Genomic DNA, 19,954 nt, shown 5'->3' with positions numbered 1-19,954 from the left:
TTAATATCTGCTGGAATATCAACCTGAAATGGTAGTTGGTTGTTGTAAAATCAATGAAATTCTTTCAGGCGTGAAGTTCAATGGTTAATTGCGCTATTTTCAGCCTCAGTCTCCGAATTTCCTAAATGTTAGACTTATTCTTGGGTTTTTATAGATTGGGTTTGTTGGTAAGCTATGTTCAAATTTTTCCTGACAGCCCTTATTCATTATCAATAAACTACCATGTTTCAGTGTGATTGCACTTTCTTTCATGGTTTCATTTTCTCTCAAATAAAATGGCCGTTCTTCTCCTAAACTTATAGCTGGTATTATAGAAGTATCTCCAAAGGCAGGTTTATCAGAATGATAATCTACTCCAGAATTTCCGTCAGGGTAGAAAATACAAACGCATGTTCTAAACTCCTGACTTGTGTGTTTTTCGATACGTTTTTTTATGGATTTCATCTCCTCAGACCAAGGCATAGTTTTCCCCCATGTAGATTCCGGGAATTGATTTGCTTCTAGAAGTTCTTGATCTATAAACATCATCTTCCCAAAATTAAATTTGAAAGAATCACCGCTAACAGTATCCATTTCCATCATACTTGTGAGTTCACTATACCCTAATAAATGAGTGAACAACTCATTTGCTTCTTCTTCGGACATAAAACCCTCATCATAGCTGACTACATTGTTGAATGGATTCATATTATAGCTTTCTGTGTATACAGTTTAGGTTTAAATAACTTAGTTTATGTATCCTTTAATGCACTCTTAAATTTCTGATGCCTTCGTAAACCACTATACTCACTGCATTGGCTAAATTTAAACTTCGAATATGAGGACTATAAATAGGAATACTGAATACTGAATTGGTGTTTTCCGAAACTATGCTTTCTGGTAAACCACTTGATTCTTTTCCAAAAACTAAGAACATGTCGTCTTTGTAATCTATTTCGCAGTAATCTTGAGTTCCATGACTAGAGAAGTAAACAAAATCTCCTCCTTTGTTTCTTGCATAGAAATCGTTAATGCTTTCATAAATGAAGAGAGAAACGTGCTTCCAGTAATCTAATCCAGCCCTTTTTACTCGTTTATCATTCAGTTCGAAACCAAAGGGTTTTACTAAATGTAATTTAGATCCAGAGGCCAAACTTAGGCGGCCTATATTTCCTGTGTTCGTGGGTATTTCTGGTTCAATCAATACAATATTAAATCCCATGGTTTTTTTGATTTGCTAGTGACTTTTGATTGCATCTTGTTAAAGAAAAGTCAACCCAAGCGGAATAGAAATAGTAGGAGGCTCTTATCACCTCCCAATTTTTTAAATACTATCTACAAACTCTTTAAACACTTTTTTATGGAGTTCAAGGTCCATATTAGCAGAAAGTGCTACTCGAGCAATATAATCCTTGTCGCCTTCTTTGGTTGTGCCTTGGGTAGAAGTTGCTGGGATTGTCCAGTAACAACCTTTTAGCTGGCCATAACTTACGCAGTATTTACTTTCATTTGGAATTTCTGTAATCATCAAGTCGATTAGCTTATGATTCAAGGCTCTTTTATAAGCTTCTTTTTCTTCGGCAGTATTCCCTTTGGTAGGAAGGTCTAATGAAAATACAGATGGCATAAAGCCTTGCTCAGCCAGTTCTTCTGAAACGAAATTGATTTTCGCAGTAGGCAGCGTTTCGTGAATGAAGTTTACAAACTCACGGGTGTTCTTATAAGCATCAATGATTCTTTGGTTCATTGAAGGCAATTGCTTTGCTAAGATTTCATACTGAAGATCCGTAGCTTCGTTATCGCAGAGTGTTAGGTGTTTTTCTATGTGGCCCATCAAAGCCTCAGTTTTGTTATTTCCAACCACGTAACCTGCGGTACATTTTCCACCACTTGGAAACTTAGAACCACTGGCATAAGAAATGGCCTTCATGGTTGAGAGTATTTCGCCCTCGCCTAAAAAGTGGAAATTAGGGCAAAAGGTTTGGTCTAAAACGAAGACTGAATCGATGGCGTCTGTTCCATTACTAGTTTTGCGCACTTTGCTTAAAACAGCTTTTAATGCTTGAAGGTCGGGAACTTCAACCCGAGGATTGGTAGGGATTTCAGCAATAATATACGGAATGGCATCTTCCTGAGCGATTTTCTTCAATACGGAATCGATGCTTCGAACCATGTCATTATCTCCGTCTACGAGTAAATCCACTACTTCTACATTATCTAGGCAAGCCGCAACGCGTCTGGCTTGGTCGTTTGTACCACCATAGCAATTTGGAGGCACTACAAATTTGATGGCCTTTCCTTTATGGTTTTCAAGCGCGTCATGAACGAGCCCCATCATAATGGCATATTGCATAGAAAGCCCACTAGAAGCTACGAGCGGTTTTATGGTCGTGCCGGTAATGTTCTTCAGTAAACCTAAAACCAATTGTTTGTCTGTTTCTACATTACTTTTCTGAATGTCGAAAGAAGATTGCCCCACTAGCGCCCTTAAAGCTACAAGGCAATTGGAAGGCGTCATTGCAATGGTTTCTCTTCTTCTTACATGCTGAATTTCAGAGATGTAGCTTTCATTATTTTCATTTACCAATATCACACTTCCTAATTGAGCGTGAAGGTTAATCACAAAATCAATATTCGAGTTAGAATCAATTGCAGAAATTTCATTTTGCTCAGAAATGAAAACAGTACTGCCATCAAAGGCGGAAACTTCTGAAGCCTTTTCTACTATATTCAATTCAAACTGATAACCGTAAACACTTTTTAGTAATTCGGTATCGAAGTAAGCAGGTAATTCGCCCGTATAATTGATTTGGGTCTTTTTATGGGTCAGTAAGTTCTTTCTTAGAATGGCCAAAATAGGAGCCGTTTTCGAAGAAAAACTAATTACATTTTGTGGTTTTAAATTATTGAAATGCGCTATAGCCCATTCTAATACACAAGATAGGGGATGACCTAATCGTATATAATCATATGCCGTTGGTAATGCATTTAATGCCGAAGTTGAAGCATCGCCATTTTTAAATAAGGTTTCAAACTGCTCTAAAAATTGAGTTTTAGCCTTTGATTCATCATAAATATCTAGTCGATGGGTAGTTAGTTTCAGCCAATCTGCTGGCATATTTTCTAATACCTCTTTAATATAATTGAGCGTTTTACTGCCTTCCATAATTTGAAAATTAGATAGGCCGCTATAATACATCAATTCGCTTTATTATGTAAATCTTAGTGCAGGTTTTGTGTTTACTATAGCTTCAAAAATAGACTTGCTTTTTAAGTGGGCTTGCAAAGCATTACTGGTTTTTTTCGCGCTTTACGATCTTAACAATGCGGTTGTAAATTATGTCAGCCAAATTCCAGTTGTATAATTTGGGGTCTGTTGTATTTGTAAATTGAATAATCACCGTGTCGATGTCTTTGTGATACTTTGCAATGCTCTGATAGCCAGGTACCCAGCCCTTGTGTTCATATTCGTAAATTGATGAATAGATTTTCTGTTCTCCTTCATCGAATAATGATCCATCGTTCAATGCCCTTATGAAAATCCCCACATCCTCTGCCGATGCCAACATTCCTTGGTTATCGGTTTTTAAATCATAAGGGTGTCCAACATGATAACCACTCATTACATTATCTATATTCACATCATTAATAGAAGCAAATGTGTTTTTTAACTGAAGTCGGTTAAGAATTTCTTCCTGGATGAACTGAAAATGAGGGTAGCCCAATACTTTATCCATAATTTCGGTGAGCAATAGGTAATTAGTATTGCTGTATTCATAGTCGGTGTCGGGTTTGAAATTGGCGGGTTTATCCAGTACTAAATCTAGATTTTCCTTATTGCTTTCTTTTGGAGCCGCCCAATAATCGGGGGTGTCAGTATAATTCGGAATTCCACTTCTATGCTGCACCATCATTCTTAGGGTAATCGCATTGGCATTCTCAATTCTTCCGTTGAGTTCAGGAAGATAATCAGTTAGCGTTTTATCCAGCGACAAGCGGCCATCAGCAGTAAGTTTTGTTATCGATACAGCAGTGTATAATTTATTAATACTGGCTAGTTTGAATAAGGCTTGTGGGTAAGCCGGTATTTTCTTTTCACGGTTGTGCCAGCCAGCGGCATAAAACTCGGGTGGTTTTCCGGCCTCGTCAACATAAACGATAATCCCTTCAAATCCATGGTCAAGGGCTTCGTTTGCTTGTTCCTGAACGTTGCTTGGAAGTGGTAATATCCAAGCCCAAACTAAAATCCAAGGCACAAAAAATAAAGAACCTACGCTCGCCAGAATGAATATTATTTTAAAATGTCTTTTGGCTTCTTTCTTTTTCATGCGTTTTGAAAATTTGAGATGAACATTAATGGAGCGCCTTTATGTTTTATTTTCTGAATTAGGTTTCTTTCTTTTTAAGAAGAAAAAATAGGCAAGAATCAAAGGGAAAAATGTGAAGAACTTAAAGCCATTGGTAATGGCACTATAAATAAAAATACCTACCAAAAGCCCGATCATAAGGGCAGTCGTAATCCTTTCCGACTTTAACTTCTTTTGTTCATGAATTGATTTAGGCCCTTCTTGCTCCATAGTTATAACGGTTCTACTTCTTGCCTCTTTTGAAAATTTTAGACAGACCTTTAAAAAGAGTTAATGCTATAATACCTACAATCAAGCCAACGATAAATTCACCCAATATTCCGGGCAGAGCATGTACAAGTTCATGTATAAAGTGAATGTTGTGAACATATATTCCTCCGCCCACTAAAATCATGGCGATGGTTCCCACAACGGTTAATACTCTGATCAAAACGGGCAAAGTCTTTATTAGGGCGGTACCTATACTTTTTGATGCCCCAGCTTGGTTGCCGCTCTTTGCAATCAACTTATAGCCTATATCATCCATTCTTACCAGTAATGCTACTAAGCCGTAAACACCGATAGTGGCCAATATGGCGATAACCGTTACCACAATAATTTGAACATTGATAGGCTCCTCAACCACTGAGCTCAAGGCTATAATCACAATCTCTACCGATAAGATGAAGTCCACAATAATGGCCGATTTAATTTTTTTTGCTTCTCGCGCTAGTACTTCCGCCTTCGATGGTTTTATCAAGTCAACAGCTTGCTTAGTGTGGTTTCTATGGAATAGGTAGTGATATATTTTTTCGGCACCCTCAAAAGCTAAATACATGCCTCCAATTAATAGAATGGGGACAATTGCTTCTGGTAGATAAGCACTCAATAGAAAAGCAATGGGCAGGATTATGAGCTTATTTAGAAAAGAACCTTTGGTTATTTTCCATAAAACGGGCAACTCTCTAGACGAAACAAAACCCGAGGCCTTTTCTGCATTTACGGCCAAGTCATCTGCCAGTAAGCCGGCTGTTTTCTTGGTTGCCACTTTGGTCATCACCGCTACATCATCCATGAGCACTGCAATGTCATCGAATAGCGCAAAAAATCCTGAAGCCATATTATGTATTATCTGTTTTGAATAGGTTGAATTCCTCTATTTTAGAAATGTGAGATAAATCTAGTGAAACTGTACAACGGCTACAACTTTCAGGTGCAGTCTCTTTTCTTTCCCTGAGCCAGCCTCCGAAGACAAGGTACGGAGGGTATAAAGCCTTAATGTTAGAGCTTGGTGCTAAACCATATCGGTTCGAAACCGATTTGTCGTTCATCCTCGATACAATCGAGGATGAGTAGAGCTAGATTGGTTTTCACAAACGAAAAGTCTATTTACTTTCTAATCTCTTTTTACGGCCCATCGTTAGGTAAAAGATCGGCCCCAGAATGGGTACAAAAATTACGACAAGAACCCATATAAGTTTGTCGTTGCCGTTAAATTGATGCTTCAATATGCTCACCAGACATAGAATTGGCAAGAGTATAGCCAGCAATATGACAGATTGATACAAAATCAAACCAAAACCCGGAGATATTAAATCCATGTTTTTTCTTTTTTAAAATAAAATGTAACCTTATTCATCAGTCACAAACACAAAGTATAGCCATGAATATACTGATTTTAAAGACGTAAATAAAATAGATTTATCTTGAACCTCCGATACGATCAAGTAGCGCTAGATCAAACCGTTGAAACAGTAAATGGAATATTTTGCTTTATAGCCCACGGTTTAAACCGTGGGCTATATTAATGCATGATTTGAGGAATGGTTTTAACCATTTTAATTGGGCTTATTGTCTACAAAAACTAAGGATATAGATGACTGCTACTTGTTCATTTGTCCTAATTTTTCAATTTTCTTCAACCATTTTAGCCTGAAATCTTCTTTTGATAGTCTTATTGGTCCAATAGCGGTGATCTTTACTTTTTTTACACCAATAAACTTCAAGGTTCCTCTTTTCATGGCATTATGACTCGGGCCTCGATAAATTAATCTGTAGTACCAAGTCGGCTGATCCATTGTGCAAATTATTCTTGCTGTCTTTCCGCTCAAATGAGGGGAGCAAAGCAATGACTTTTCTCTTTTACTAAAGGCAAACCCAGGAAGTAGTACCCGGTCTAAAAAACCTTTCATTATGGCAGGTACAGAACTCCACCAAATAGGATAAATCCAAACCAAATGATCTGCCCATTTTAATTTCTCTTGGGCGTCTAGTAAATCAGGCTCCAGTTCAGTTCGCTTCCGATAACCAAATTGAAGGTTTGGGCTGAAATTCAGTTCTCGAATATTAATTTCTTTGATCTCAATATTCGATTCTCGTGCGCCCTTCTTATATGCTTCTGAAATTGCAAAACTGAAACTCTCCGCATCAGGATGACCATTTATTATGAGTGTTTTTTTCATGTTCATCAGAAAATGGGTTTCAATTTTGATTCAAATTTAGAGCTCGTCAAATTTTCAATTTTGAAAAATTTATAAAGCACAAAGCAGGCAGGCACAGTTAAGAAAAGCGTGCAGACAACGAAAGTGCCTACGCTCGAGAAAATATCTAAAACTTGTGTGCCAGTTTTCCCAATGTCTGATGCGATACCATCCTTCTGCTTTATGAAATATTGATGAATCGATAGTGAGTAATCGTAAAAGCGAATTGAAGTTTCGTAGCCTAACCAAGCAGGGTAGAACCATTTTCTAATGGGTTCCCACCACTTTCCCCAAATAGACTTAAGTTGTCTGTTGTTTTCTTCCATTGTTTGTTCTTTTCAACAAAAGTCACTCTAATGGAAGAGTTGGAATTTGATATAGATCAAATTGGGTTTTTAAGACCTCTTATTCTGCTTAAAGTTTCAAGGGTAATACCTAAATAGGAGGCAATATGGGTGAGAGGAATTCTTTGGGTTATATCGGGATATATATTTAAGAGGTGTTTGTACCTGTCTTCTGCTTTATTGAATTGAATGGTATACAATCTTTCGCAAAGACCTAACATTGTTTCTGTTACCACTTTACTAATAAAACGTTCAAAATCATGATGCTTGCTGGATAGCTTTTCAACGGTGTCTTTTGAAAACTCCAGAACAACTGAATCTTCCACAAACTCAACATAGTGAGGGCTTGGTGCATCACTAAAAAAACTCACAACAGAAGCCATAAACTGATTTTCGAAGGTAAACCAATCTGAAATGTCCTTGCCATCTTTTAAGTAATACGCCCGTGCACAGCCTTTCATAATTAAATAGGCTTTTTTAGAAAACTGCTTTTCACGAATTACCACTTCACCTCTTTTGAAAGCTTTAATTTTTGAACAAGCAATGAATTCTTGTTTACATTCAGTTGATAGCGGAGTGTATATTTCTCCAATTTCGTCTAATATTTTCTCACTATCCATTTCCAACGGTTTGTGTATAACTTTTCTCTTTGAGCTTTATATAAAGCGCCTATAGTATTGGCAAATATAGATAATGGAGTAAGAGTCTCCTATGTTGCTTATAAAGAGGGGGTAATTGGTGCAAACCGTTGAAACGGTTAATGGAAACCTTTTACTTTATAGCCCACGGTTTAAACCGTGGGCTATTAGAATGCATAACGTTAGGGAATGGTTTTAACCATTTTAATCAGGTTGTTGGTTTACTTGTTTAATCGCAAAAAGGGAATTAGTTGAACGAAAATGATCTAGCGCCTACTGACCTTGGAAAGGTTAATTGTTCGATGATGTCTCTTTTCTTTCCCTGAGGAACGAAGGGTCTAAAGCTTCAATGTTGGAGATGAATACGGTTTCCCAAGGACAGAGTCCTTGGTGAATAGTGGTCACAGGTCCTGCCAAAGGCAGATAAATCGGAGAACCTGCGACAGTGGATGTGTTGGGCTAACCGTCTGTTGGTAGTAAAAATGAAATGCCGAATTCAAGAATTGTTAATCCTATTAGAAGGCCGAACATTGAAAGGAATTGGGTTAGAGCTTTACGTTTTGAAGTTGGGTCGTTCTTCTTAAATAGGCTCATCATAATTCGAGCAACGAAATAGATGATTATCCCTGCCTTTATTATGGTTAGAATTGCAAATATAGCCGATCTCATAGGTAGCTATTTTGGAAGCTTTTTTCTTTTGATTTACTAATCGGTTTAAAACCGACTTGTCTTACCTCCTCGATGCAATCGAGGATGAGTTTTACCCTATCCTATGTAGTATTATGTTGAATGGAGGCCATGGTGGGGAGGCTCCCGAAATCCTTTGAAGGTAGATTCTCAAGCCAAATTCCTTATTTTTAAAGTTCAGAAGGAGAAAAAAGTTGTAAAGTAAATTTGGGTTACTTGTATCTAGTTCAGACTCTCTCGATTGCCGATATACGTCAAAATGTATAGTGAATGGAGAAATGGATTCAGGCAACTTAAGAATTATGTCTGTTGGTTTTTTAGTGCCATTTTCTTTCGGGAGTAGATCGACTTTTTTGGAGAGAATGACTAAGATCAGCTTAGATATATCGATTTCATTAAACGGAATCCCGGTTACTCCATCCCTTAGGCGTTCACGATTTTTGTTAGTTGAGTGAATAATCCCGCTTTGATGATAACTAATTTTATGTCTTTGAAATCCAGTTTCTATGTAATCCTTCAGATCGATTTTATTATCACCTCTTTCCTCTAAATGTGTTTTTGGTGATTGAACGATGGAGGTTGAATCGTCATAAATATGAAAATATAATGACTAGTCTGATTTGCTTGGGAAAATCTTCATAAACTTGAATAATTCTCCTGAATACTCAAATAAAATTCTAGGGTCTGGCTTTTTGGGCATGGTAATAGTAAGGCACAACTTTATACAATCACAAAAGTGACTTATAGCCATGAATATACGTGACTTTTTTATTTCTTACCACTTCCAACAAAAAACCCGCTCCTTCCTTAGTGTCGGATGAAGCGGGTTCTGATACTTTACAAGCCTTAGCGGCTCAATACTTAATACTCAATACGCATTACCGAGCTACGCTCGCGCAGCCACCCATTCCTTAGCATTTATAAAGGCTTTAATCCACGGGCTGAGGATGTCTTTGCGTTGTTCTATTGGGTAGTGTGCCCAGTTCCAAGGGAAAATGGAGCGCTCGAAATGCGGCATAATGGCCAAGTGTCTGCCGTCTTTACTGGCCAAACCTGCTACATGGTAGTCAGAACCGTTTGGCGAAGCAGGGTAGGCCTCGTAAGAGTATTTAGCAATTACATTGTAAGCCGACTCTTTCTCTGGTAAAGCAAAACGGCCTTCACCGTGCGCCACCCAAATACCAAGCCTTGCACCCGAAAGTGAGCCTAGCATTACCGAGTCATTTTCTGGAATGGTCACATTCACAAAACCCGACTCAAATTTTCCTGCAATGTTGTGCTTTAATTTAGGATGCGTTTCGTGTTCTGGGTAAAGCAAACCAAGTTCGCCCATCAACTGGCAACCGTTACAAATCCCCAATGAAATGGTGTCTTCACGGGCATAGAAATTGTCGAGGGCGGCTTTTGCTTTTTCGTTATACAAGAAAGCACCGGCCCAGCCTTTGGCAGAGCCCAATACATCGGAATTGGAGAATCCACCTACAAAGGCAATAAAGTTAACATCGCTCAGGTCTTCGGCACCAGAAATAAGGTCGGTCATGTGAATGTCCTTCACATCGAAACCAGCCAAATGCATGGCATAAGCCATTTCTCTGTCACCATTCACGCCTTTTTCACGAATAATCGCTCCTTTGATTCCCGTTTTCTCTTTGCGGTCGGGGTTTAAACCCAAAGCTGCATATTGGCCTTCGAAGCCTTGCGGGAAAGAGAATTCTAAAGGTTGTTTTTTATAGTTTTCAAAACGGGTTTTGGCCAGTTCGGCACCGCTTTGTTTTTGGTCTAATAAAAAAGAAGTTTTGTACCAAAGGTCTCTCATTTCCAAAATATCGAAGTTGTAATCAGCGTTGGCTGTTTTAATCGAAACTTCGTCTTCTGGTTTTGGTACCGCAATTTCATGGTAGCTTACGCCCAAGGCTTTCAGTCTGTCTTTTACCGAAACGTTATTTTCGTTGGCAATTTGAATGATCAAACCTGGCTTTTCAGAGAAGAGCAATTGCGCATCGTCTCCCGCCTTGATGCCAGAAAGGTCCACTTCCAAACCAAATTCTTCTTGTGCAAAACACATTTCCAATAAGGCGGTTACCATACCTCCGGCAGAAATATCGTGTCCGGCCAAAATGTGTTCTTCTTCAATTAAAGTCTGAATCAAATCGAAGGTTTTGGCGAATTTCGCGCTGTTTTTTACCATTGGTGCCGAAGTGCCCACTTTGCCAATGATTTGCGCAAATGAACTTCCGCCCAGTTTAAAATCATCTTCAGAAAGATCGATGTACAATAAAGAAGAGTTGACAATCGGTTGAAGCACAGGCTCCACTACTTTCTTCAGGTCGGTTACTTCGCCTACGGCAGAAATAATCACAGTACCAGGAGAGTATACCACATCGTTCTCGTATTTCTGCGTCATCGACATGGAATCTTTCCCCGTAGGAATATTGATGCCTAACTCGATGGCAAACTGACTTACGCCTTCTACCGCTTTGTATAAGCGAGCGTTTTCGCCTTCGTTTTTCGCTGGCCACATCCAGTTGGCGCTCAACGATACGTTTTTGAGTCCGCCTTCAATCGGTGCCCAAATAATGTTTGTCAAAGCCTCAGCAATCGAAAGCTGAGAACCTGCCACTGGATCGACCAAAGCCGACACTGGTGCATGACCGATAGAAGTGGCAATTCCTTTGATGCCTCGGTAATCCATGGCCATTACGCCCACGTTGTTCAAAGGCAACTGAATTGGCCCTGCTGTTTGCTGCTTGGCCACACGCCCCGTAACGCAACGGTCTACTTTGTTGGTCAGCCAATCTTTACACGCTACTGCTTCTAACTGCAGCACCGCTTTTAAATAGTCTTCAATTTTAGCGTTGTCGTAAGCCAAGTCCGCAAACTTGTTGGCTACGGTTTTGTCTTTCAAAATGGTTTTTGGAGAAGAACCAAACATATGAGAGAGGTTCCAATCAATTGGGTTTTCACCCGATACTTTATTCTCAAATTTGAAGTGTTGGTCGCCAGTGGTTTCACCCACCACATAGAAAGGAGCCCTTTCTCTTTTGGCCACGCGCTCCATCAATTCAATGTCTTTTTGCTTCATTACCAAGCCCATTCGCTCTTGAGATTCGTTACCGATAATCTCTTTGTCGGAAAGGGTAGGATCGCCTACGGGCAGTTTCTTCACGTCAATGGTGCCGCCTGTTTCTTCTACCAGTTCCGAAAGGCAGTTCAAATGACCGCCTGCTCCGTGATCGTGTATAGAAACGATTGGGTTGTCATCCATTTCGGCCATGGCACGCACCGCGTTGTACACACGCTTTTGCATTTCTGGGTTCGAACGCTGAATGGCATTTAATTCAATACCGCTAGAGAAAACACCCGTATCTACAGAAGATACAGCACTTCCGCCCATACCAATGCGGTAGTTGTCGCCACCCATTACCACGATTTTATCGCCTGCCGCAGGAGACTCCTTCAAAGCATCTTTTTTCTTTCCGTAACCCACGCCACCGGCCAGCATAATCACCTTATCGAAACCGTATTTTTTGTCGGCTTCTTGGTGTTCAAAAGTAAGTACAGAACCAGCAATCAGCGGTTGACCGAATTTATTTCCAAAATCAGAAGCCCCGTTCGAAGCTTTGATCAGAATGTCCATTGGGGTTTGATAAAGCCATTTTCTTTCGGGCATGTTGGCTTCCCAGTTTCTGTCGTTTTCTAAACGAGAGTAGGAAGTCATGTATACGGCAGTTCCCGCCAAAGGCATAGAACCTTTTCCACCCGCCATTCTATCTCTAATTTCTCCGCCTGCACCCGTGGCCGCTCCGTTAAAAGGCTCTACGGTAGTAGGGAAGTTGTGTGTTTCGGCTTTCAATGAAATAACCGAATCAAAGTCTTTGGTTTCGAACCAGTCGGCTTTGTCTTGGGTTTTTTGTGCAAATTGCTCTACACGAGGGCCTTCCACAAACGCTACGTTGTCTTTATAAGCAGACACCAATCTACCCGGGTGTGCTTCTGAAGTTTTACGAATTAGCTTGAATAGGGAAGTAGGCATTTCTTGACCATCGATAATGAACACGCCATTAAAGATTTTGTGACGGCAGTGTTCTGAGTTTACCTGAGAAAATCCGAATACTTCGCCATCAGTAAGTTTTCTGCCCAGTTGCTCGCTAACTCCGTTGAGGTAATCAATTTCTTCTTGGTTCAGCGCTAAACCTTCTTGCTGGTTATAAGCCGCAATGTCTTCGATATAAAGCACAGGTTCTGGCTTTACATCAATGCTATAAATTTCCTGATCTAAACCTTTGTAAGCCGCTTGCAACATGGGATCGAAAGCGGTATTGCTTAAATCTACTTTGTCAAATTCTTCGATACGCTCGATTCCGGCAACGCCCATGTTTTGCGTAATCTCAACAGCATTGGTACTCCAAGGCGTAATCATTTCTTTTCTGGGGCCGACAAAAGTGCCCTCTAGCGTTTCGCTTTCAATCAAAGTAGCATTCCCAAAAAGCCACGAAAGCTTTGGTATGTCTTGATTTTGAAGGGGTTGGGTAAGGCCTAAAGCGTAGATTTTATCGTTTCCTGCATCGAAAAACTGAATCATTAGAACGAGGTTTTAAGGGGTGTAGATTTAGGTGAGCAAAATTAGTAAAAGATTCGGCATTGGGAATTAAAAACATGGAGATTGAGCAATGTGATTTATTAAAATTGGAAACCAAGACTAGTGATTCATTCTTGAGAACTTCAGCTCTCATTTTCTTCGAGTACATTAAAGATTTTTTAAAAAAGTAAAAATTTGGTTTTAAGTAAATTATGGTTGTCTTATTGCAGTAATATACCCTCTTGAGGGTATGTTTTTTGTCATCGTGATAACGGTACTTTGAGCATCTCAATTATTGAGATACCTCAACCAAAGCTAAATTGTACCATGTTCAAACGTCTGTTAGCAGCCGTCTGTTTGTTCCATATTACGCTATGCGCTTATGCCGAACAAAGTGCTCAACTTGTTACAGCCTTAATAAACGGCTGTGGCCCTTCTGAAGGAGCCAGCGAATACCTTATACTCTACAGTGGTGGTAGTTCTTTTACCGCCAATGCCACCAATATTAACATTCAATATTCTTCAACCGACATTGCTAGTTTAGGTACTATTACTGATTCTTTTGTTGCAGGGGGAAATTCTACTTTTGTTTCTAGCCTTAATGCTCAATTGGTAGGTTGTGATTTTTCCTTTATCAATGTAATTCCAGGGTCTACCTCCATTGCAGCAGGTAGTCACATTCTGGTCTTGAATGATGATGTGGTGGATACGATTGATTTTAGTGCTTTTTGTGGTCAGAATTTAGGGAATATTTATGTTATGTTTTCTGAAGATACCAGTTGGCCATCAACTGGAAAATTTGCTAATTCTCCGTCATCAAATCGGCTTTTTCGTTCGATTATAAATGGTAATCAAACCGATTTTACTTACATAGACAATTGGGACACAGACACTGATGGGGATTATGTGACTTGGAATGACGGGGGCGGTGCGGGTTCAGTCTATAGTAACTATGCTAGCTGTGTTCCTGATAATGCTAACTCTCTTCCCGTAAATCTATTGAGCTTTACTTGTCTCCAAATTGAAAATTACGTGCAAGTGGAGTGGAAAACAGCTTCTGAAGAGAATAATAGTCATTTCACAGTGTATCGATCTTCGGATGGGCGAGAGTGGCATGAAATAAGAATGTTATCGGGAAAGGGAACCACTAATGGACTTACATCTTATTCAATTACCGATACACCGCCATACTCGGGAAGGTGGTATTACCGATTAAAGCAAACTGATTTCAACGGTGAGTCTGAATTTTTTGAAATTATATCTATTCAATTCAAAACCGAAGACTCCGAATTGAAAATTTTTCCAAATCCAGCCAGCAATGTGTTGAATATAAGGAGTACTAATTTGATTGAAGAGATATGGGTGATTAATAGTTATGGAAATATGACTACTAGAAAGCCTGTGTCAAGGGTTGATCAAGTAAGCACTTTCTCAATAGCTGATTTGCCGCCTGGGGTGTATCATTTAATTATTTTTGACAAATCAGGTCAGCGCCAAAAGGTCAAATTTATGGTAGATAATTAATTATTACCGCTGGAAGTTTAAATGAAAATAGAGTTTTCGGCTTCAGGTAAAAAAAAATCCGGCAGCTCATCATATGATGTTGAACTGACGGATGATTAATTATTTTGTATGCCTAAGGCGATTACTTCATTTTACTCAATTGCTCTTCTCCAGCTTTATTGATAGCGTAATCGCGCCATTTTTCATATTCTTCTGCATCCATATTTTTTTCTGCAGCACCTGCCGAAGGAGGGGTGAAGCTAAAGCTTGATTCCCACCATTGACGGGCATATTCTTTGGCTTGTTCTTTATCAATTTCAAATTGGCTGACCTGACCGTCACCCAATAACCAAGGTTTTTCTTGGCTGCTGTATTTTTGAAAAATCATTGTGCGCATTTTGGTACCCATTTCGTCATTTCTTTGAAAATGAGCTTTTGAATAAGCCAGTGTTTCAGGCTCTATCATTTTGTTATCCCAAAAGCGTTTTGATTTAATAATCTGTGCGGATGTAAGAAGATAGCCTTCACCGAATTCTAATAGTGAGCCTTCTAAATCACAAGATCTAGCAGGTTTCTTCTTTTTCTTTCCGAAACTAAATAATCCCATTGTTGTTTGTTTTGAATTTTGATTTAACCGTTCGCAATATGCGAAGAAAAATATAATTTATTGTTGTCGCCTAGGGTAAACGACATTGATAAGCTGCTATTGTGAAATTAACTTTCAGCGGATTTTAACTCATTTACAAGGTCGATATAAGCTTTCATTGCATTCTCTTTGCTTTCACCTTTAAATTTTTCCCACGCATTGTATTTGGCAGCAGCTTTAAAGTCGAAACCGCCCGGTCTTTCAGTATCGTTGTCTCCGTGGGTAGCTTGTTTGTAAAGGGCGTACAGCTTTAAAAGTTGTTCGTTGGATGGACGTTGGGTAAGGGTGTCCACTGTTTTTAATGCATTCTGAAATGCTTCGTTTGATTCCATTCCGATGTTATTTATATAAATTTGAAGTCTAAAATTATTGAATCTTCAGCGATATGCAATTAAGAAAATGGGGCGAAATGATTTTAAAGAGCTCGATAGCGATTATCGCCTTCATGGGTTCGTTTTCTTTTGCTCAGGCTCAAGATTTTTATGATGTTAGTTATAAGGCAGGGCCTGTTTTTAAAATTGTTAGTCCGAAAATTAGAATCGATAGCGATTACGTCTGTATTCCGGAAGAAGGAAATGAGATTGGCTACCAGTTTGGCTTGTTTGCTAAAGTAAGGGTGAATAATGTTTATGTACAGCCTGAGTTACTTTTATCTACTGCCCAAAGTAGATTGGATTTCTTGAATTACGATGGTGTAGTTGGATTTAATCCTAGTGCTGACTTTGAATTTACCACACTCGAAATTCCGCTTTCGATTGGTGTTAATATTGGCAATTTGAGGTTAGATACTGGCCCCGGTTTTAGTTTAATGCTTTCTGGAAACGAGTATTTTTTGAATGAAAGGATTAACGTAACTCAAGAATATAATCAGATGACCATTCTGTGGCGGCTTGGTCTTGGGCTTGATATCAATCACCTGCTGCTTGATTTTAAATATGAATTTGGCTTGAGTAAAACTGAAGAGAGTTTATCCCGACTGATTGAGAGAGAATTGGTGCCTAAACAAAGCCAATTGGTTTTCAGTATTGGCTACTCAATTCTTAGGGATTAGCGGCTTTTTAAAAAGCCCAGCTCAGTTTTAAACTTAGGTCGAAATTTGCCGACCAAGCTGTTTCTTTTTTGTTCGATGAATAACTTAAATCAAACCATTCCCAAAAGCCGGGTTGTTTGATGTAATTTTCAGGTATTGAAGGGTAGGTAACTTTTCTATGCCTTAACCCTATACCAAAATAGGTTTCAACAACAAAGCCTCGGGTTAAATAATACTGTAATCCAATATGGGGGGTGATGGAAACGAATTGTTTATTAATTCTGGTTCTTTCTCTAAAGTGAAATCGCTGATTAGGTATTGGCTCGGTGTAATAGCTGATGTCGGCATCGTTTTGCTTATAAAAGAACTCGGCTGCTATTCCTGAATACCAACGTGTGTTTTCATGGTTTCTGAAAAAGTACTTTTCCTCCAATACTATTTTATATCCCTTACTATTCCTGGCAAAATCATTGTCTCTGCTTAAAAAGTAAGTATAGCTTAGTTGAGTGCCAAACTTACTTCCGTGCAATCGCTCGTAGCTTACTTCAATTCCAGGGTGATATCCTATTACCATTGATAATGGATTGAATCCAACTTTATTTTTTCTGTATAACAAAGTGCTGTCCATAGGGAAGTATGGCGTATAAGCATTACCCGGTTTATTCAGGTCAATAAACACTTTCCTTGGGTATTTCCATTTCTTGCCTGTGATTTCATCCACTAAAAAGCCAGAAAAATAAGGACTGAATGTGTTAAGCCAATAGACAGGCGCTTTTTTAGGGAGAATATGTACTTGCTTGGTTTTCTCTTCAGTAAAAATTGATACTGTAATAGGCTCTTTGCTATTTTTGGCTACAAAAGTAACGGGGTCGCTCAGTTTGTTAATAATGGTGTCGCCTTCATAGATATAGTTGACCGCTTGGTCGGACTTTATACTTACTTGCGAATAATTGCCATTAATGACTGTAGCACAAGAAGAAACTAGCCATACGAGGCTAATTAGAAGGGTAGTATTACGCATACAAAAAGTATGGGGTTTTAAAAGTCTAAATTTCGTCTAATATAGAACTTCCTTCCGAAATATCTCCCGAGGCCGACTTCCAAGCTTCGTGTAGCCTAATTTTGCCATTACTAAGTATTTCTGGGCGTGAATAGCACATGCCTTTTGATACTTCTCCCTTTTGATTTACTTGGTGGTAATGCATTTCGATATACCCTTGGTCATCAACTAATCCTGATATATGCCCTTTAACCACCTGTCCCCCTTGGTATTGAGCACTAAGAACTGATCCTTCCTGTATATATTCAAAAACTGTTTCGCTCGAAATTTCGCAGTTTACTGTATTTATTACAGCTCTGAATTTGCGCTTATGATAGTTCATTGAGGTATTCGGTGATGATGTTAGGGTACAATTAATGAAAATATCTTTACAGATATTGTGCTCCTATTAAATGATAAAAGAAACTTAATATTGAAGTTGATTTGCGGGTAGTACTAAAATCACTTGAGTTGCATTAAAGTTATTGTAAATGAAAAGGAGCAAACCACATTGATTTGCTCCTTTTGTATTCTGAAAATAGTGTTTTGCGTCAAGATTTTTTCACAGCCGCAAAGGCCTTCAGTCTTTCGTCTTTTAAAGCCCCGTTAGAAAAGAAAGACATGCCCTTGGCTCCACCTGCTTTGGCGGCAGCTATGGCTTGAGCAATTTCTTCTGGTTTCATTTCTGGTAAATAAACACCTGTATGTAGAGGGAATTTACCATTCAAATCATTCACGCCTTGTTGCGTAGCATATTCAATCCAAGGAATGTCTTCTTCATAGAAGTTGTGGTAAATCATAGGGAACACAATGTCCAAATCCCATTCGTTCCAAGACTGGCGCACGAGTTTTCTGGCCAATTCAGGGTAAGGGAATACTGCTGCCGACATTTTTTTACCCTCAGCATGTACTGCTGCCGAAACTTGATTTACCAGTTTAGTAATACTGTCCCATCTGTATTTTCTCCACTTTTCATCTTGACTCGGGTCTTCTAAGCTGTCGGGTCTGTATCCATTTTCTGCTTCGAAATTACCTTGGCAAGTTTCGCAATAGCAGAAGTCATATTCGGGCATTTCGTGGTCTTGTACTAAGTCGTATTTAGCCCAAAGCCCTTTGGGAAGAATGACATCGCAATAGCGAACATAGTCTAAATGAATGGCCGAAAGCCCTTCAATATCGCAATGCGACACCATGAAATTCTTCACATATTCTTGCACTTCTGGTTTGGAAGGGCAAAGCCATTGGTAATAACCTACATAGGGGTTTACATCAAGACTCGATTCTCCATTTCTGCTCACGGCATACCATTCCGGATGCGCTTGTGCTTCGGTGTCGCCCGGGCGGTTCATGGTCCAAAGCCAAGCATGTACTTCTTGCCCAAGCTCTTGTGCTATCGGAATTAGTTTCTCTAGCATTTGTCGTCCACCACCAATTATAAGCCCGGTTATTCCTGCTTCGCGAAGCCCAGTTAATTCTGTTTTCCAGTCGGCTATGGTTTTTTCATTGTTGCCATCTACCCACACCCAGTATTTAAAATCTTCTTCAGTAGAATTGGCAGTTCCGCACGAAGTAAGTAGGGTAGGTGCCAGCATAAAGGCTGCTGAACCGAGGCCAATGTTTTTTATAAAGTCGCGTTTTTTCATGGTTTTATTTCTTTCCAGATTCTACCTGTTTCATTAATGAACCAAGTTGCATCTGTCGTTTGTGCTTTTAATAAATAGGTCTGTTCCGTAGTGTTCAAGGTGAAGTTTACTTCGGTTGATCGTCCCACTTTCTTAGGAAGGTTAAAATTTTTGAGTGATTGATCAAATACTTTATGTTCTCTTCTGAAATCAATTTGAGCTCGATGAAAATAGTAAAGCACTTGCCTTATTTCCTCTTCGGCTTTATTAACTTTTATAATACTAAAGCCTTCATCAAGCACATTTTTGTCTGAAAACTGAACAATGCCCCAAAACTCAGGTTCGTGCATGGCAATGGCCCTTTGTGGCGACCATACCCAATTATGTTCTGGTAGGTTTTTGCCTGTTTTAGAATCTTTCTGTTTTACATATTTTCCATCCATAACTTCGGTCTTCCATTGCACGCGCGAGAAATTCAAACGCCATTGGTCACCATTGTTGGGCGGGGCTTTCATGCTGGTGGCTTCGCTGAGGGCATCCCACGGAATGGCCACTTCAACTGACCAGCCTTGGTCTTTATCACTAGGGTCGTTTAGGGTTCCGTTGACATGGACTGCGGACTTTAGTCCGTGAATGTCCCAATGGTCTATGGCGTGTCCGCCATTGCGGTAAGGGCGGGTGAGTAGTAAATCCCAAACAGTATTGAAGGCATTTACTTCAAATTCGTAATAGTTATGAGTATCGCCATCTGGGTCAATAAAAATCTCGAAATCATTGTCGTAGAATATCACGGCATCGCGTTGGGTGAGTTTAGCCCAAACCTGTGGTTCTTCCATTTCAGCATAAAAATAGAAGTAGTCGTTATCCCAGAGCATTTTCATTCGGGTATCGAAATAAGGCTTGGGTTTCTTGTTTCCCTCAATGTCTATAAAAGTATCCGTCCATGGCGCTGCCTGCCAAGCATCTTCGTTTGCCAAACCATCAATTTTGAGAGTAGTGCTTGTTTTATGACTTAGGTAAGATCGCCCTTCGATAAACTGAAATTGGGCTTTGACCATAAT

19 protein-coding genes are annotated in these 19,954 nt (G+C 39.4%); 2 read left to right on the top strand and 17 right to left on the bottom strand.

Features of this window, described 5'->3' with window-relative positions:
- Nucleotides 1–105: 105 nt before the first annotated feature.
- The 11 genes from OB69_RS01225 to purL all read right to left on the bottom strand — a co-directional run bounded on the left by OB69_RS01225 (nt 106) and on the right by purL (nt 13,056).
- Nucleotides 106–687, bottom strand: coding sequence for an alpha-ketoglutarate-dependent dioxygenase AlkB (locus OB69_RS01225; RefSeq protein ID WP_053221867.1), 582 nt, complete (start codon nt 685–687; stop codon nt 106–108).
- Nucleotides 688–742: 55 nt separating this feature from the next.
- Nucleotides 743–1,201 (bottom strand): tRNA (cytidine(34)-2'-O)-methyltransferase, encoded by a 459-nt coding sequence (locus tag OB69_RS01220; RefSeq protein WP_053221866.1) that lies wholly within the window; start codon nt 1,199–1,201, stop codon nt 743–745.
- Between the two features lie 102 nt (nt 1,202–1,303).
- The gene (locus OB69_RS01215; protein ID WP_053221906.1) at nt 1,304–3,145 is read right to left on the bottom strand and encodes a PLP-dependent aminotransferase family protein; all 1,842 of its coding nucleotides are present in this window, start codon (nt 3,143–3,145) and stop codon (nt 1,304–1,306) included.
- Between the two features lie 124 nt (nt 3,146–3,269).
- Nucleotides 3,270–4,307 carry a serine hydrolase domain-containing protein gene (locus OB69_RS01210; RefSeq protein ID WP_053221865.1) on the bottom strand — a complete coding sequence of 346 codons (1,038 nt, stop codon included), beginning with the start codon at nt 4,305–4,307 and terminating at the stop codon, nt 3,270–3,272.
- Nucleotides 4,308–4,346: 39 nt separating this feature from the next.
- Nucleotides 4,347–4,556 carry a hypothetical protein gene (locus OB69_RS01205; RefSeq protein WP_053221864.1) on the bottom strand — a complete coding sequence of 70 codons (210 nt, stop codon included), beginning with the start codon at nt 4,554–4,556 and terminating at the stop codon, nt 4,347–4,349.
- 13 nt (nt 4,557–4,569) lie between these two features.
- A complete protein-coding gene (locus OB69_RS01200; protein WP_053221863.1) occupies nt 4,570–5,445 on the bottom strand; it encodes a DUF808 domain-containing protein in 876 nt (291 codons plus the stop codon).
- Between the two features lie 265 nt (nt 5,446–5,710).
- The gene (locus OB69_RS18965) at nt 5,711–5,926 is read right to left on the bottom strand and encodes a PLD nuclease N-terminal domain-containing protein (protein WP_053221862.1); all 216 of its coding nucleotides are present in this window, start codon (nt 5,924–5,926) and stop codon (nt 5,711–5,713) included.
- 282 nt (nt 5,927–6,208) lie between these two features.
- The gene (locus tag OB69_RS01190) at nt 6,209–6,787 is read right to left on the bottom strand and encodes an NAD(P)H-dependent oxidoreductase (protein WP_053221905.1); all 579 of its coding nucleotides are present in this window, start codon (nt 6,785–6,787) and stop codon (nt 6,209–6,211) included.
- 5 nt (nt 6,788–6,792) lie between these two features.
- Complete coding sequence (locus OB69_RS01185) at nt 6,793–7,131, bottom strand: hypothetical protein (RefSeq protein WP_053221861.1); 339 nt, start codon at nt 7,129–7,131, stop codon at nt 6,793–6,795.
- Between the two features lie 56 nt (nt 7,132–7,187).
- Nucleotides 7,188–7,769, bottom strand: coding sequence for a Crp/Fnr family transcriptional regulator (locus tag OB69_RS01180; RefSeq protein ID WP_053221904.1), 582 nt, complete (start codon nt 7,767–7,769; stop codon nt 7,188–7,190).
- Between the two features lie 1,591 nt (nt 7,770–9,360).
- Nucleotides 9,361–13,056 carry a phosphoribosylformylglycinamidine synthase gene (gene purL / locus OB69_RS01175; RefSeq protein WP_053221860.1) on the bottom strand — a complete coding sequence of 1,232 codons (3,696 nt, stop codon included), beginning with the start codon at nt 13,054–13,056 and terminating at the stop codon, nt 9,361–9,363.
- Between the two features lie 324 nt (nt 13,057–13,380).
- On the opposite strand from purL, the gene OB69_RS01170 reads away from it, so the two are divergent.
- Entirely contained in the window at nt 13,381–14,577 is a 1,197-nt protein-coding gene (locus tag OB69_RS01170) for a T9SS type A sorting domain-containing protein (protein WP_053221859.1), read from the top strand.
- A gap of 121 nt (nt 14,578–14,698) precedes the next feature.
- On the opposite strand, the gene OB69_RS01165 is transcribed toward OB69_RS01170, so the two are convergent.
- Nucleotides 14,699–15,163: a hypothetical protein gene (locus OB69_RS01165; RefSeq protein ID WP_053221858.1), complete on the bottom strand. Its 465-nt coding sequence runs from the start codon at nt 15,161–15,163 to the stop codon at nt 14,699–14,701.
- Nucleotides 15,164–15,270: 107 nt separating this feature from the next.
- Nucleotides 15,271–15,534 carry an acyl-CoA-binding protein gene (locus OB69_RS01160; RefSeq protein ID WP_053221857.1) on the bottom strand — a complete coding sequence of 88 codons (264 nt, stop codon included), beginning with the start codon at nt 15,532–15,534 and terminating at the stop codon, nt 15,271–15,273.
- A 53-nt stretch (nt 15,535–15,587) separates the two neighbouring features.
- Here OB69_RS01160 and OB69_RS01155 point away from each other — a divergent pair, with 53 nt between their 5' ends.
- Complete coding sequence (locus tag OB69_RS01155; protein WP_053221856.1) at nt 15,588–16,253, top strand: outer membrane beta-barrel protein; 666 nt, start codon at nt 15,588–15,590, stop codon at nt 16,251–16,253.
- A 7-nt stretch (nt 16,254–16,260) separates the two neighbouring features.
- On the opposite strand, the gene OB69_RS01150 is transcribed toward OB69_RS01155, so the two are convergent.
- The 4 genes from OB69_RS01150 to OB69_RS01135 form a co-directional block, all read right to left on the bottom strand.
- Complete coding sequence (locus tag OB69_RS01150) at nt 16,261–17,253, bottom strand: hypothetical protein (RefSeq protein WP_053221855.1); 993 nt, start codon at nt 17,251–17,253, stop codon at nt 16,261–16,263.
- A 25-nt stretch (nt 17,254–17,278) separates the two neighbouring features.
- The gene (locus OB69_RS01145) at nt 17,279–17,614 is read right to left on the bottom strand and encodes a hypothetical protein (protein WP_053221854.1); all 336 of its coding nucleotides are present in this window, start codon (nt 17,612–17,614) and stop codon (nt 17,279–17,281) included.
- Between the two features lie 208 nt (nt 17,615–17,822).
- The gene (locus tag OB69_RS01140; protein ID WP_053221853.1) at nt 17,823–18,914 is read right to left on the bottom strand and encodes a glycoside hydrolase family 10 protein; all 1,092 of its coding nucleotides are present in this window, start codon (nt 18,912–18,914) and stop codon (nt 17,823–17,825) included.
- Nucleotides 18,911–19,951, bottom strand: coding sequence for a carbohydrate-binding family 9-like protein (locus OB69_RS01135; RefSeq protein ID WP_053221852.1), 1,041 nt, complete (start codon nt 19,949–19,951; stop codon nt 18,911–18,913). The genes OB69_RS01140 and OB69_RS01135 overlap by 4 nt, the downstream gene beginning before the upstream one ends.
- Nucleotides 19,952–19,954: the final 3 nt, after the last annotated feature.

Origin of the sequence: Roseivirga seohaensis subsp. aquiponti, from assembly GCF_001267955.1 — a bacterium.
GTDB lineage: Bacteria > Bacteroidota > Bacteroidia > Cytophagales > Cyclobacteriaceae > Roseivirga > Roseivirga seohaensis.
The sequence above is the reverse complement of the archived record's forward strand: the minus strand, read 5'-3'. Positions and strand labels throughout refer to the sequence as shown.

Excerpts from the sequence above, each read along its gene's own strand:
- OB69_RS01225 (WP_053221867.1), bottom strand. The coding sequence starts at position 687 with ATGAATCCATTCAACAATGTAGTCAGCTATGATGAGGGTTTTATGTCC.
- OB69_RS01220 (WP_053221866.1), bottom strand. The coding sequence starts at position 1,201 with ATGGGATTTAATATTGTATTGATTGAACCAGAAATACCCACGAACACA.
- OB69_RS01215 (WP_053221906.1), bottom strand. The coding sequence starts at position 3,145 with ATGGAAGGCAGTAAAACGCTCAATTATATTAAAGAGGTATTAGAAAAT.
- OB69_RS01210 (WP_053221865.1), bottom strand. The coding sequence starts at position 4,307 with ATGAAAAAGAAAGAAGCCAAAAGACATTTTAAAATAATATTCATTCTG.
- OB69_RS01205 (WP_053221864.1), bottom strand. The coding sequence starts at position 4,556 with ATGGAGCAAGAAGGGCCTAAATCAATTCATGAACAAAAGAAGTTAAAG.
- OB69_RS01200 (WP_053221863.1), bottom strand. The coding sequence starts at position 5,445 with ATGGCTTCAGGATTTTTTGCGCTATTCGATGACATTGCAGTGCTCATG.
- OB69_RS18965 (WP_053221862.1), bottom strand. The coding sequence starts at position 5,926 with ATGGATTTAATATCTCCGGGTTTTGGTTTGATTTTGTATCAATCTGTC.
- OB69_RS01190 (WP_053221905.1), bottom strand. The coding sequence starts at position 6,787 with ATGAAAAAAACACTCATAATAAATGGTCATCCTGATGCGGAGAGTTTC.
- OB69_RS01185 (WP_053221861.1), bottom strand. The coding sequence starts at position 7,131 with ATGGAAGAAAACAACAGACAACTTAAGTCTATTTGGGGAAAGTGGTGG.
- OB69_RS01180 (WP_053221904.1), bottom strand. The coding sequence starts at position 7,769 with ATGGATAGTGAGAAAATATTAGACGAAATTGGAGAAATATACACTCCG.
- purL (WP_053221860.1), bottom strand. The coding sequence starts at position 13,056 with ATGATTCAGTTTTTCGATGCAGGAAACGATAAAATCTACGCTTTAGGC.
- OB69_RS01170 (WP_053221859.1), top strand. The coding sequence starts at position 13,381 with ATGTTCAAACGTCTGTTAGCAGCCGTCTGTTTGTTCCATATTACGCTA.
- OB69_RS01165 (WP_053221858.1), bottom strand. The coding sequence starts at position 15,163 with ATGGGATTATTTAGTTTCGGAAAGAAAAAGAAGAAACCTGCTAGATCT.
- OB69_RS01160 (WP_053221857.1), bottom strand. The coding sequence starts at position 15,534 with ATGGAATCAAACGAAGCATTTCAGAATGCATTAAAAACAGTGGACACC.
- OB69_RS01155 (WP_053221856.1), top strand. The coding sequence starts at position 15,588 with ATGCAATTAAGAAAATGGGGCGAAATGATTTTAAAGAGCTCGATAGCG.
- OB69_RS01150 (WP_053221855.1), bottom strand. The coding sequence starts at position 17,253 with ATGCGTAATACTACCCTTCTAATTAGCCTCGTATGGCTAGTTTCTTCT.
- OB69_RS01145 (WP_053221854.1), bottom strand. The coding sequence starts at position 17,614 with ATGAACTATCATAAGCGCAAATTCAGAGCTGTAATAAATACAGTAAAC.
- OB69_RS01140 (WP_053221853.1), bottom strand. The coding sequence starts at position 18,914 with ATGAAAAAACGCGACTTTATAAAAAACATTGGCCTCGGTTCAGCAGCC.
- OB69_RS01135 (WP_053221852.1), bottom strand. The coding sequence starts at position 19,951 with ATGGTCAAAGCCCAATTTCAGTTTATCGAAGGGCGATCTTACCTAAGT.